Source organism: Claveliimonas sp., from assembly GCF_037273965.1.
Taxonomy (GTDB): domain Bacteria; phylum Bacillota; class Clostridia; order Lachnospirales; family Lachnospiraceae; genus Claveliimonas; species Claveliimonas bilis.
Window position 1 is genome coordinate 1 of the sequence record NZ_JAYAZJ010000134.1, and the last position, 12,808, is coordinate 12,808.

11 protein-coding genes and 1 tRNA gene are annotated in these 12,808 nt (G+C 43.8%); 11 read left to right on the forward strand and 1 reads right to left on the reverse strand.

The window, feature by feature from the left end:
• The first annotated feature begins 130 nt into the window (after positions 1 to 130).
• Positions 131 to 643 carry a CarD family transcriptional regulator gene (locus WJ238_RS11525; protein ID WP_230105347.1) on the forward strand — a complete coding sequence of 171 codons (513 nt, stop codon included), beginning with the start codon at positions 131 to 133 and terminating at the stop codon, positions 641 to 643.
• 77 nt (positions 644 to 720) lie between these two features.
• Positions 721 to 1,167, forward strand: a complete 447-nt coding sequence (gene dtd / locus WJ238_RS11530; RefSeq protein ID WP_230105348.1) for a D-aminoacyl-tRNA deacylase — start codon at positions 721 to 723, stop codon at positions 1,165 to 1,167.
• Positions 1,168 to 1,248: 81 nt separating this feature from the next.
• Here the strand turns inward: dtd and dapB are convergent, their stop codons facing one another.
• Entirely contained in the window at positions 1,249 to 2,046 is a 798-nt protein-coding gene (gene dapB / locus WJ238_RS11535; RefSeq protein ID WP_337607002.1) for a 4-hydroxy-tetrahydrodipicolinate reductase, read from the reverse strand.
• A 161-nt stretch (positions 2,047 to 2,207) separates the two neighbouring features.
• Between dapB and WJ238_RS11540 the strand changes: the two genes are divergently transcribed.
• From WJ238_RS11540 to phnX, 9 genes are all read left to right on the forward strand, one after another.
• Positions 2,208 to 2,282, forward strand: a tRNA-Pro gene (locus tag WJ238_RS11540).
• Positions 2,283 to 2,434: 152 nt separating this feature from the next.
• A complete protein-coding gene (locus WJ238_RS11545; RefSeq protein WP_256193676.1) occupies positions 2,435 to 3,475 on the forward strand; it encodes an alcohol dehydrogenase in 1,041 nt (346 codons plus the stop codon).
• A 299-nt stretch (positions 3,476 to 3,774) separates the two neighbouring features.
• The gene (locus WJ238_RS11550) at positions 3,775 to 5,148 is read left to right on the forward strand and encodes a PhoH family protein (RefSeq protein WP_337607003.1); all 1,374 of its coding nucleotides are present in this window, start codon (positions 3,775 to 3,777) and stop codon (positions 5,146 to 5,148) included.
• 31 nt (positions 5,149 to 5,179) lie between these two features.
• Positions 5,180 to 5,842: an HD domain-containing protein gene (locus WJ238_RS11555; protein WP_256193674.1), complete on the forward strand. Its 663-nt coding sequence runs from the start codon at positions 5,180 to 5,182 to the stop codon at positions 5,840 to 5,842.
• A gap of 17 nt (positions 5,843 to 5,859) precedes the next feature.
• Positions 5,860 to 6,762 (forward strand): MurR/RpiR family transcriptional regulator, encoded by a 903-nt coding sequence (locus WJ238_RS11560; RefSeq protein WP_256193673.1) that lies wholly within the window; start codon positions 5,860 to 5,862, stop codon positions 6,760 to 6,762.
• A gap of 487 nt (positions 6,763 to 7,249) precedes the next feature.
• Entirely contained in the window at positions 7,250 to 8,020 is a 771-nt protein-coding gene (locus tag WJ238_RS11565) for an ABC transporter ATP-binding protein (protein WP_256193672.1), read from the forward strand.
• A gap of 15 nt (positions 8,021 to 8,035) precedes the next feature.
• Complete coding sequence (locus tag WJ238_RS11570; RefSeq protein ID WP_337607004.1) at positions 8,036 to 10,684, forward strand: extracellular solute-binding protein; 2,649 nt, start codon at positions 8,036 to 8,038, stop codon at positions 10,682 to 10,684.
• A gap of 63 nt (positions 10,685 to 10,747) precedes the next feature.
• Positions 10,748 to 11,857 (forward strand): 2-aminoethylphosphonate--pyruvate transaminase, encoded by a 1,110-nt coding sequence (phnW, locus tag WJ238_RS11575; protein WP_337607005.1) that lies wholly within the window; start codon positions 10,748 to 10,750, stop codon positions 11,855 to 11,857.
• Between the two features lie 32 nt (positions 11,858 to 11,889).
• Positions 11,890 to 12,657 carry a phosphonoacetaldehyde hydrolase gene (phnX, locus tag WJ238_RS11580; protein ID WP_316265363.1) on the forward strand — a complete coding sequence of 256 codons (768 nt, stop codon included), beginning with the start codon at positions 11,890 to 11,892 and terminating at the stop codon, positions 12,655 to 12,657.
• Positions 12,658 to 12,808 lie beyond the last annotated feature (151 nt).

Genomic DNA, 12,808 nt, shown 5'->3' on the forward strand with positions numbered 1-12,808 from the left:
GCCGAACGGCATGTACGGTGGTGTGAGAGGGGAGAGAAAATCTCCCCTACTCGATTAAGGCGAGAGATTATTTTGAGCAGGGAGATTTTTGGGAATAATGGTATTATATTGAAAAGAAAGGAGAATCGGAATGTTTGAAACGGGAGCCTACATTATATGTGGGCAGCATGGCGTATGCAGAGTGGAGAGCATAGGTCCCATCCGGCTTTCAGAGGCATCGGCAGGCAAGGATTACTATACACTTGCACCGCTGTACTCAAAAGGCGGTGTTATCTATGTCCCTGCTGACAGTGAAAAGATTATTATGCGGTATGTGCTCTCAAAAGAGGAAGCTAAGAAATTGATCGGTGAGATAAAAGATATAGACATGCTTGGCATCACCAATGAGCGTCAGCGAGAAGAGATCATGAAAAAGGCACTGCGTACCTGTGATGTAAGGCAGTGGGTCCGGGTAATCAAAACGGTTTATGAAAGGAAGCAGAAACGCCAGGCACAGGGAAAGAAAGTGACGGCAGGCGACGAGAGATGTCTCCATGCGGCGCGGGAAAATCTGTATGGAGAGCTGGCGGTATCTCTGGGAATTGAAAAAAATGATGTGGAGCGCTATATTATGGAAAAGATGGAAGACAAAATTACAGGATAAATATTGACAAGTTCTTCCGATTCGTGGATGATAGAAAATACGAGAATTTATGACATGCGAAAAGGAGGAAATGCAAAATGAGATTCGTGATACAGCGCGTTACAAATGCAGATGTCAAGGTGGACGGGCAGACGCTTGGAGAAATTGGGAAAGGATTTATGGTTCTGATCGGAGTTTCTGACACTGACACAAAAGAGATTGCAGATAAAATGATAAAGAAAATGATCGGCCTTCGCATCTTTGAAGATGAAAACGGAAAAACAAACCTGTCTCTGGAGACAGTAGGAGGAAGCCTGCTTTTGATCTCACAGTTTACTCTGTATGCAAACTGTAAAAAAGGAAACCGTCCAAGCTTTATTGAGGCAGGAGAGCCGAAGATGGCAGAAGAAATGTACGAATATATTATCGAAAAATGCAGGGAAAGTGTTCCGGTAGTGGAAAGAGGACAGTTTGGAGCAGATATGAAAGTCAGCCTCACAAACGATGGTCCGTTTACGATTATTTTGGATTCAGAGAAACTGTAGAGTTTTTTGTTGACAGAAAGAAAAAACCCGGAAGAAGAACAGCAAAGAAGTTCTTCTTCCGGTATTTTTTGAAGGAGTATCCTAAAGATTCAGGACATCTTTGATAGTATAAAATCCCGGCTGCTTACCTGCCAGGTAAGCAGCGCAGTCGCAGGCGCCCCTTGCAAAACATTCCCAGTTGTAGGAATGGTGGGTGATTTCCAGGCGCTCACCCATGAAGCCGAAATAGACGGTGTGGCTGCTGGGGATATTACCGGCCCGCAGCGAGTGATAGCCAATGGTGCCTTTTTCCCTTGGCGAAGAGCCGTGGCGTCCGTATACGGCAATGTCGTCCAGTTCTTTTCCCATAGCCTGCGCCATAATTTCCCCCATTTCTTTTGAAGTGCCGCTGGGAGCGTCTTTTTTCCATTGATCATGCATTTCCAGAATTTCAATATCTGCTTCATCCCCTACAGAAGAGGTGACGATTTCCAAAAGCTTATTCATGATGTTGACAAGTTTGGAAGTGTTGGCGGCATAGAGCATGGGAATATGGGCAGCAGCATCCTGGAATTTCTTCTTTTCTTCTTCCGAGAATCCGGTGGTACCGCATACCAGTGCTTTCTTATGCCGAACAGCGCAGTCTACCACTTCCATTGCCATTTCTTTTGTAGAAAAATCAATGATAACGTCACAGGAATCGATTACAGATTCCAGATCATCAACAACAGGGACATTTAAGTTTCGTCCTACCATAGCGACCTGTCCCAGGTCTGTTCCGATATAGTCCCTTCCCCTTGGGGCTACGCCGGCAACCAATTCCATATCCTCGCGCTCTGCAGCGACCTGCGTGATCAGCTTTCCCATTTTCCCGCGGGGACCTATTACGATAAGTTTCATATGAGCGACTCCTTTCGCATGTAATTTTATAATTATTTTAGCATATATTATAAAAAAGAGGCAAAAATCTATATGAAATCTAAAGTGCAGAAAAGAATACAGAAATTGTAAAAAAAGGCTTGCATTATCCGACATAATTCGAGTATAATAAGATTTGTTGACGGGGTATGGCTCAGTTTGGTTAGAGCGCGCGGCTGGGGGCCGCGAGGTCGCAGGTTCGAATCCTGTTACCCCGATTTTTGCATTATTATTTATAAGGAAAGTTTTGAATAAGACAGGCATCGCTGGAGAGCGATGGCTTTTTTTGTCTTACAGGAAACGTTGTGTGAAGTTTGTCAGACAAGCTTTTTGGATAAGTGCGCATTGGCGCGGATAGGGGGAATACAGTATGAAAGCAGTGGTCTATCAGGAAAATGGAAAAATCGGTATGGAGGAGCGTCCGATACCGAAGCTTCAGGAAGAAAGTGATGCACTTGTTAAAGTGACGCTGACAAGTATTTGCACCAGTGATCTTCACATTAGAAACGGAGCAGTCCCAAGAGCAGTGCCGGGAACCATACTGGGACATGAATTTATCGGGACTGTAGAAAAGACAGGCACAAAGGTAAAAAATGTCCGTGTGGGACAGAGAGTGGCTGTCAATGTGGAGACTTTCTGCGGAGAGTGTTTTTTCTGTAAAAGAGGTTCCGTGAACAACTGCCAGGATGAAAACGGAGGATGGGCTCTTGGCTGCAGGATCGACGGAGGACAGGCGGAATATGTGCGTATTCCTTTTGCCGATCAGGCGTTGACTCCTATCCCGGATGAAGTAACAGATGAGCAGGCTCTGTTTACAGGAGACCTTTTATCAACTGGTTATTGGGCAGCTAAGATCGGAGAAATTCAAAAGGGAGATACCGTGTTAGTGATCGGAGCCGGGCCGGCAGGGCTTTGTACCATGATGTGCGCAGCCCTCTATGAACCTGCAATCATCGCAGCGGCGGATATTGAAGGGGAAAGGCTGGATTTTGCTAAGAGGCGAAGGCTTGCCGGAAAATTTTATAATCCGAAAGAGGTATCGTTGGAAGAAGAGATGAAAAAGCTGACGGAAGGAAGAGGGGCGGATGTTGTCATTGAAGCAGCAGGAACCCCGGAAAGCTTCCAGGCGGCGTGGCAGGCGGCAAGGCCGGGAGGAATCGTAGTGATCGAAGCCATGTATGAGGAGGAGCAGATTCTTCCTCTTCCGGAAATGTATGGAAAAAATCTTACCTTTAAGACCGGAGGAGTGGATGCCTGCAATTGTGAAGAGATTTTGGAGCTGATAAGAAAAGGAAGATTAAAAGGAGAATGTCTGATTACTCATAGAGCCGGCCTTGAGGATGCCATGAGAATGTATCAGATATTTGAAAAGAAGGAAGATGGAGTAATGAAAGTGGCATTAAAGCCGTAAAAGCTCCATAAAAGGGAGGATGCCGGGTGACTGTTTTACCAGTCCCCGGCATGTATTATGAAAAAGTTTATTCAAAAAGTATTTTACTACGTAACGTCTTGTTCTTCATTTGATGGTTTTAGTATACGGCATAGCTGTGAAGAAATAGTGTGCAAGAAATGAAGGTTTTTTGAAAGATAAATGAACAAATTATGAACGAAAAAAATTTACGTAGATTTTACCTGCGCTTCATTGGATAAAAAAGAAAGGACGGTATACTGGGGACAAACCAATAGAACCGGAAAGGAGCATTCTGTTATATGGTAAAAATTTACGTTCTTGATACGAATGTGCTGATTCAGGCGCCGCACGCGGTAGAATGTTTTGAAGACAATCAGGTTATACTTCCTATGGTAGTCCTGGAAGAGCTGGATCGATTGAAAAAGGCTGAAGGAGACAGGGGAAGCAACGCCAGACAGGCGGTAAGGATACTGGAACAGTTCCGGCAAAAGGGAAACCTGCTTTCGGGTGTAGAAATGGAAGGCGGCGGAACTTTGCGTGTAGAAAAAAATTTTGTTGACGTGTCTCTTCCGGAGGATCTTGCAGCAGAGGTGCCGGATAATCGCATCCTGAAAGTATGTCTCGGACTTTCCAGGGATAGAAGCGAGCAGGTGATCCTTGTCACCAAAGATATCCTTCTTCGAATAAAAGCCCAGATCCTTGGAATCTGTGCGGAGGATTTCACTACAGAACAGGTTTTTGATCATGAAAAGCAGTATAAGGGGAGAACGGAAGTTTATGTTCCGGAGGAAATTTTTAAAGAATTTAAGAAAAAAGGGATCCCCTGCGAAGAAGTTTACCAGGTGGATGAGTCGGGAAAGAGAACAGAAGTGCAGCTTACGGAAAATCAGTTTGTGATCTTGAGAGCAGATCAGTCTTCCGGAAAGACCCATCTGGGACGTGTGGAAGGGGAACACATACGAAAGCTGGAATATAAAAAGTCAGCCCCTTATGGGATACATCCAAGAAACGCCGGACAGTATTTTCTTCAGGAAGCTCTGATGCAGCCTGCCAAAAATGCTCCACTTGTTATTGTCAAAGGAATGGCAGGAACAAGCAAAACATTCTATTCTCTTGCTGTGGGTCTGGAAAAGGTGCTGAACAATCCTACCGGCGAATACAGGAGGATACTGGTATGCCGGCCCAATGCACAGTTTGACTCGGATATCGGTTTTCTTCCCGGAGATGAACAGGAGAAGATCTCACCGCTTATGCGTCCTGTGATTGATAATCTGGAGCAGCTTATTGATTCCAGTGAGGAAGAAAGATACAGAGATGAAAAGGAATTGCAGGGGAAGATTGAGGAAATCTTTTCCCGGGGACTGATACAGACAGAAGCTCTGAATTATATCCGGGGAAGGTCTATTGTAAAAACCTATATGATCATTGATGAGGCTCAAAATATGACACCCGGACAGATAAAAGGGATCATTACCCGTGCAGGGAAGGATACAAAGATCATCCTGCTGGGCGATCCGGATCAGATAGACAGGCCGTTTCTTGACGAGAGGACAAATGGATTAAGCTATGCGTCGGAACATATGAAGGGAAGTCCTCTCTGCTGGCAGATCACCATGACGGCAGAGGAGTGCGAAAGGTCGGTTCTTGCCATGGACGCCGTGCGCCGACTGTAAATCTACATTATATATAAAGGAGAAATATAATTTGGCAGTGAGTTATAAACAGATACGCAGTGATGAAGAAATTAATCTTCTGATCGAAAAAGGAAATAAAATTTTAAGTGAGCTGGGATATACGGAACATTCCAGAAAGCATGCAGCCAGAACAGCTGAAATGGCAGGGAAAATTTTGAAAGACTTAGGCTGCGGCAAGCACAAGATCGAGCTGGCTAAAATTGCCGGCTACATGCATGATATCGGAAACAGCATTAACAGGCACGACCATCCTCACAGTGGGGCGGTTCTGGCTTATCAGATTTTAAAAGAACGGCAGATGCCCCTTAAAGATGTTCTCACAATAGCGTCAGCAATCGGTCATCATGACGAGGGGACAGGAGCAGCGGTAGACGAAGTGTCGGCGGCTCTTATTCTTGCGGATAAGACAGATGTGAGGAGAAACCGGGTGCAAAATTCTGTACCTTCCAATTTTGATACCCATGACAGGGTAAATTATGCAGCTCTGTCCTCCAAGGTGGATATTGACAGAGAAAAGAGAATCATACGTATGGATCTGGAGTTGGATGATACCATCTGCACTGTGATGGATTACTTTGAAATTTTTCTGAAACGTATGATGATGTGTCAAAGAGCGGCGGAACATTTGGGATGCAAATTTAAGCTGGTTGCCAATGGAAGCAAGCTTTGTTAGGAAAGAGAGAACAAAAAATGGGAAATGAGATCAGGAGAAAAATACAAACAGCATATACTGCACTTCGCCCTTCGGAGAAAAAAGTGGCTGATTATCTCCTGGCTTATCGGGGAAGACCGGGAGACTTGCTGATGGAAGAACTCTCCAGGGATGCCAAGGTAAGCCAGCCTACGATTGTCCGTTTTGTAAAGGCTTTGGGATATAAGGGGTTTAAAGATTTTAAATATGCTATGATAGAAGAGGAGCTTTTAAGCGAACACCGGGAAGAGAATGGAAATATTGAACTTTACGGATTTAAGCTTACCAGCCAGGACAAATTGGAAGAAATTCCGGGAAAGATTATTACCACTTCCATACAGATGCTGGAGGAAACCTTAAAGAGCATACAGACCAGAGAATATAAGAGGGCCGTAGAAGCAATATTGAAGGCAGAGAACATTGTGATCTACAGTGTGGAAAATTCAGTATGCACTGCCAATGACCTCCTGACGAAGCTGACTTATCTGGGACTGAACTGCAGGCAGTACAGTGACTATTATCTGCAGCATGTCAGTGCAGTGAATATGACACCAAAGGATCTTGCCATAGGCATTTCCTATTCCGGATATTCCAAGAATACAGTAGAAATGATGCGCCTGGCAAAAAAAGCAGGTGCAAAGACGCTTGTCCTTACAAATTTTGAAAATGCACTGATCGCTGAATATGCAGATATCCTTTTATGTGCAAGCCATCGGCAGTTCCTGTACGGCGATACCATTTTTTCCAGAATTTCTCAGCTTGCTCTGGTAGATATGATCTATGCAGGTGTACTGAACAGAGATTATGCTCACCTTTCCGGAAAGCTTAGAAAGACAAGCGATATCGTCATGGAAAGGGCCTATACCAGTAAAGAGGAAATGGAAGCTTTTACGAACATTTAACAAAAGAGAACTTTGCCGGCAAGAGAACAGACAGGAAAGAGCAGAACAAAGAAGAGAAGCAAGAAAAAGCAAGGAAAATTGTAGAAAAAATACATATTTATTTTTGGTAGAAATACAGTATAAAGTGGAAAGGCAGAACGTCTCACGCAAAAATAAACAGGCGGGAGAGGTTCTGTTTTTCTATTTAATAGAAAATTTTTCCTACTAAATAAAACGCTCCGCGGGATGTGCGCTCGCGCTTTTAAGGGTTAGAAGTACTTCGCAGGATATGCGCTGATCTGCATGTCTGTACCCGTAGAATTTCTACAAAGTAAATAAAGTAAAAACTATGTAAAGTTTACATTTCCCTTACATGAGTTTAAAAGAAATTTGATAGCTGGGTCCGGGTGCCATTGCTATAATTTGTCATGGCTGGAGCGGTAAAGACCAATCCGCCAAAGGAGAAAAAGTTTATTGTTTGGGAAAAAAGAAAAAAGGAGTTGTATTTATGCTTGAACTTAAGAATGTGAAAAAAAGCTATGATGGCGTACCGGTTTTAGAAGATATCAGCATTAATATTGAAGATGGTGAGATCGTTTCCATACTGGGACCTTCCGGATGCGGAAAGACAACGCTTTTAAATCTGATTCTTGGAATTGTAGATTCAGACGGCGGAAAAATTATTTACAACGATGAAGATCTGACAAATGTTCCAATGGAAAAAAGAGGATTTAATATTGTTTTTCAGGACTATGCTCTTTTTCCAAATTTGAATGTATATCAGAACATTACATACGGCCTTCGCAATAACCCTTCTATTTCTACAGAAGAGGAAGTACAGGATCTGATCAAACTTCTCGGACTGGAAGAACATCTGAATAAGAGGATCGGGCAGTTGTCCGGCGGACAGAAGCAGAGAGTTGCTCTTGCCAGGACAATGGTAATGAAACCGAAGATCCTTTTGCTGGATGAGCCTTTAAGCGCTCTTGACGGAGTGATCAAGGAGTCTATTAAGGATAGGATCAAGGCTATTGCAAAAGAGTATCATCTGACAACGATCATCGTAACCCATGATCCGGAAGAAGCACTCACTCTCTCTGACAGAGTTATGATCATTAATGAAGGAAAGATTGCACAGTTTGCAAAACCAGAGGAGATTATTAAAACTCCGGAAAATAATTTTGTACAGAAATTTATCCTGCATCAGCTGGAGATCAAAAAGAATAATATTTTCACCCTTTTTGCATCACAGCCTCAGGCTGCTGTGCAGGTGTCATAGAAAGAGGAATCAGTCATGCAGAGAAGAAAAAATAAAGAGATCAAACTTATTTTTACAGTATTGGCTGTGTTCTTCCTGGCTTTCCTGGCAGTGCCGATGGTACAGGTGATCGTAAAGTCACTGACGCAGGACACAGCGGGAATCGGTCTGGAAAATTACAGGGAAGTTCTTACAAGCAAGGGATTTATGCAGGCGGTAGGGAACAGTTTCCTGGTGGCAGGATGCAGCGCGCTGGTAACAACGCTTCTTGCTTTTGTCCTTGCCTATACAGTGCATTACACAAACCTTGGCAGACGTTATAAAGACCTTATTGCAAAGGCAGCTGTGCTTCCTATGCTGCTCCCTACCATTACTTATGGATTTGCAATTATCTATTCCTTTGGAAAGCAGGGACTTTTAACAAGGTTATTTGGACGTCAGCTCTTTGACATCTATGGATTTAACGGTCTTTTATTGGGATATGTGATCTATACGCTTCCGATTTCTTCTATGTTGATCAACAATACCATGGGATACATTGACAAACGTTTTATGATCGTGTCCCGGTTGATGGGGGATTCTCCATTCCAGACGTTTAAGATCACAATACTCCGTCCCCTTTTGGGAACTCTGGCAGCCTCTTTTATACAGACCTTTTTCCTGTGTTTCACAGATTTTGGTATTCCGGCATCTATCGGAGGACAATTTGAGGTTGTTGCAAGCGTTCTCTATGAGGAAATGCTGGGAAGCGTTCCGGATTTCGGAAACGGCGCTGTTGTAGCGATCATTATGCTGATTCCATCTATTGTCAGCATTACGGTATTAAACATTTTGGAAAAATATAATGTACGTTACAATAAGATTTCTCCGATTGAGCTGAAAAAAAGCAAAAAGAGAGACATCACATGCGCGGTGGCAAGCGCGGCTATTATGGTGGGGATTCTGTCCATCTTTGCAGTAATCTTTGTTGTACCTTTTACAGAAGAGTGGCCTTACCGCACATCTTTTACGCTGGAACATTTTCAGACAGTATTTGAGGACAGCTCGCTCTATGGTGTTTATACCAATTCATTAATGGTAGCCATTGTGACAGCTCTTGTTGGAACACTGATGGCATATGGTGCGGCTCTTGTGACGGCAAGAAGCAGCGTAAGCCAGAGGCTGAAAGGTACGATTGACAGTATTGCTCTTGTAACAAATACAATTCCGGGTATGGTGATCGGTCTTGCATATTTATTCTGCTTTTCCGGTACCTCCCTTCAAAATACATTTGCAATCCTCATCATCTGTAATATGGTACATTTCTTTTCCACGCCATATCTTATGATGAAAAATTCCCTCTCCAAGATGAACGCATCCTGGGAAACAACAGCAATGCTGATGGGGGACAACTGGACAAAGACCATCATCCGGGTGGTGACGCCAAATGCAGTATCCACACTGCTGGAGGTATTCAGTTATTACTTCGTAAATGCTATGGTGACGATCAGTGCTCTGATCTTCCTTGCAGGGACAAGGACCATGGTTATTACGACAAAGATCAAAGAATTACAGTATTTCAACAAATTCAACGAAATTTTTGTGTTGTCATTACTGATTCTATTTACAAACGCTGCCGGCAAATTCATTTTCCAGAAGCTGGCAGACAGAAGTCAAAAAAAGGAGAATAAGGTAGATATGAAAAAGATCAGAAAAATGGGATTAAAAAGAGTAGCATCCTTTGCAATGGCAGGAGTAGTAGGAGTAAGCGCACTGGGACTTACCGCATGCGGAAGCAGCTCCAGTGAAGATCAGGTTATCATTTATTCCAATGCAGACGAAGAGGCTATTGAGTCTATGGAACACGCGCTGGACGACAACGGATTCGAGGGACAGTATACGATTCAGACCTTTGGTACTTCCGAGCTTGGAGGAAAACTTCTGGCAGAGGGAACAGATATTGAGGCAGATATGGTGACAATGAGTACATTCTATGTGGACAGTGCCCAGGAGCAGAACAGTATGTTCAAAGATCTGGAATTTGACGTAAATACGATCGATGAATTTCCATCTTACTGTGCACCGATCACTGCCCAGGAGGGAACCATTATCGTCAATACAGAAATGATGGAAGAAAATAATCTTCCGACACCTACATCATTGAAAGATCTGGCAAATCCGGAATACAAAGGATTCATTTCCGTAACAGATATTGCATCTTCTTCCACAGCATGGCTTTTGATCCAGGCGCTTATTTCCGAGTATGGAGAGGATGGCGCAAAGGAAGTGCTGACAGGTATTTATGATAATGCAGGGGATCATATTGAAGATTCCGGCTCCGCACCGCTGACAAAAGTACGTGCAGGAGAGGTTGCTATCGGTTTCGGACTTCGTCAGCAGGCAGTGGCAGATAAAGCAGACGGACTTCCGATCGACTATATTGATCCGGCAGAAGGTAATTTCAGCCTGACAGAGTCAGTGGCAGTTGTTGACAAGGGCGATGACACAAATGCAAAGGCAATGGAAATGGCACAGTGCATCATTGAGAACGGAAGAGAAGAGCTTCAGTCCTACTATCCGCTTGCCCTTTATGAAGGAGAAGAGACAGATGCAGAGAACCTTTCTGCAAATCCGAAGGTATTCCCTGAACCGCTGACAGTAGATCTTCTGGAGCAGCATCAGGCGCTTTCTGAAGAATGCAAATAGAGAAGAAATACTGCAAATATAGATAAAGTATAGTAATCAGATATAAAGAGAGGAAATTAGGAAATGAAAAGTTACAAACTGCTGACTCCGGGACCTTTGACTACAACGGACACAGTAAAAAAAGAAATGATGTTTGACCACTGCACATGGGATGATGATTATAAACAGATCACACAGAAGATCCGAAAGGAGCTTCTTGATCTGGCCCATGTATCAGAGAGAGATTACACAGTAGTACTGATGCAGGGAAGCGGAAGCTTTGGTGTGGAATCTGTCATTACAAGTGTAGTGGGAGAGGAAGAAAAGCTTTTGATCATTGCCAACGGAGCTTATGGAGAGCGAATGGTGGATATTGCAGAGCATGCAAAGGTAAATTATGTTCTTTACCGCGTGAGCTATGACCAGATCCCTTCAGCGGAAGAAGTAAAAGATATCCTTGAGAAAGATCCGGCCATCACTCATGTGGCAATGGTGCACAGTGAGACAACTTCCGGAATTTTAAATGACATTGCTTCTGTGACAAAAGTTGTAAAAGACGCCGGAAAGACTATGATCGTGGACGCCATGTCCAGTTTTGGCGGCGTGGATATTCCGGTAGGAGAACTCGGTATAGATTTTATCATCAGCAGCGCAAATAAATGCATTCAGGGAGTTCCGGGATTTTCATTTATTATCTGTAATCGTCAGAAACTGATCGAGAGCGCAGGAAAAGCAAGAAGCCTTGCACTGGATTTATACGATCAGTGGAAAACAATGGAAAAAGACGGGAAATGGAGATTTACTTCTCCGACTCATACGGTGCTGGCATTCGCAAAAGCCATTGAAGAGCTGAAGGAAGAGGGAGGCATCCCGGCCCGTGCGAAACGCTATTATGACAATAATCGTCTGCTGATCCAGAAGATGAAGGAGATGGGAATCCAGTCCTATATTGGAGAAGAATATCAGGGACCGATCATTACAACCTTCTTCTATCCGGAACATCACAACTTTTCTTTCCAGAAAATGTATGAATTTATCAAAGACAGAGGATACGCTATCTATCCGGGAAAGGTAACAGACGCTGATACCTTCCGTATCGGAAATATCGGGGAGATTTACCGGGATGATATCGAAAAATTATGTGATATTTTTGCAGAATTTTTCGCACAGATGGAAGAGAAAAAAGTAAGCTAGGAAGGCAAAAGCGAAAGAAGGATACAGATATTATGAGTAAAATAGAAGCAGTGATTTTCGACTGGGCAGGCACAACAGTAGATTACGGATGCTTTGCACCAGTGCAGGTTTTCACAGAAGTATTTAAAAATGCCGGAGTAGAGCCGACAATGGAGGAAGTACGGGAACCCATGGGTATGCTGAAGTGGGATCATATCCGCACCATGCTGGAGATGCCGAGGATCAAGGCGGCATGGAGAGAGAAATACGGGAGAGATCCTGAAGATGCGGATGCTGACAAAATGTATGAAAGTTATGAGCCGTCCCTTCTTAAGATACTGGATCAGTACTCTGATCCAAAGCCCTATGTCCTTGAGACGGTGAAAGCTCTCAGAGAAAAGGGAATTAAGATCGGATCTACAACAGGATATACAGATGTGATGATGGGAGTCGTTGTGCCAAAAGCGGCGGAACTGGGATATGAGCCGGACTGCTGGTACAGCCCGGACTCCACCGGAAATATGGGGCGCCCCTATCCTTATATGATCTTTAAAAATATGGAAACATTAAAAGTGACTTCTGTAGATAAGGTCATTAAGGCAGGCGATACCATTTCTGATATCAGGGAAGGAAAAAATGCCGGCGTATTTACGGTCGGAATTTTGGAGGGAAGTTCTCTTGTAGGACTTTCCAAGGAAGAATTCGAGGCCCTTCCGGAAGAAGAAAAGGAAGTAAGACTTGCGGCGGCGGAGCAGAAATATAAAGAGGCCGGAGCAGACGCAGTTGTGCGGGATATCCGTGGAATCTTAGAGTACGTATAGACGACCCGTAGGACAACGAGTTCCGACTAAACAGGAAAACAGGAGGCATGCAGATCATGCCTCCTCAGACTGTAGACAAAGTTGGTGCTGGAGCTAGGGCTCCAGCACCACTCTTTTTGCCAAAATGCCAACTCCCATATTTTTTTATAAA

Coding starts and splice junctions, on each gene's coding strand:
- dapB (WP_337607002.1), bottom strand. CDS start 2,046: ATGAAACTTATCGTAATAGGTCCCCGCGGGAAAATGGGAAAGCTGATC.
- WJ238_RS11560 (WP_256193673.1), top strand. CDS start 5,860: ATGGGAAATGAGATCAGGAGAAAAATACAAACAGCATATACTGCACTT.
- dtd (WP_230105348.1), top strand. CDS start 721: ATGAGATTCGTGATACAGCGCGTTACAAATGCAGATGTCAAGGTGGAC.
- WJ238_RS11570 (WP_337607004.1), top strand. CDS start 8,036: ATGCAGAGAAGAAAAAATAAAGAGATCAAACTTATTTTTACAGTATTG.
- WJ238_RS11545 (WP_256193676.1), top strand. CDS start 2,435: ATGAAAGCAGTGGTCTATCAGGAAAATGGAAAAATCGGTATGGAGGAG.
- phnX (WP_316265363.1), top strand. CDS start 11,890: ATGAGTAAAATAGAAGCAGTGATTTTCGACTGGGCAGGCACAACAGTA.
- phnW (WP_337607005.1), top strand. CDS start 10,748: ATGAAAAGTTACAAACTGCTGACTCCGGGACCTTTGACTACAACGGAC.
- WJ238_RS11565 (WP_256193672.1), top strand. CDS start 7,250: ATGCTTGAACTTAAGAATGTGAAAAAAAGCTATGATGGCGTACCGGTT.
- WJ238_RS11550 (WP_337607003.1), top strand. CDS start 3,775: ATGGTAAAAATTTACGTTCTTGATACGAATGTGCTGATTCAGGCGCCG.
- WJ238_RS11525 (WP_230105347.1), top strand. CDS start 131: ATGTTTGAAACGGGAGCCTACATTATATGTGGGCAGCATGGCGTATGC.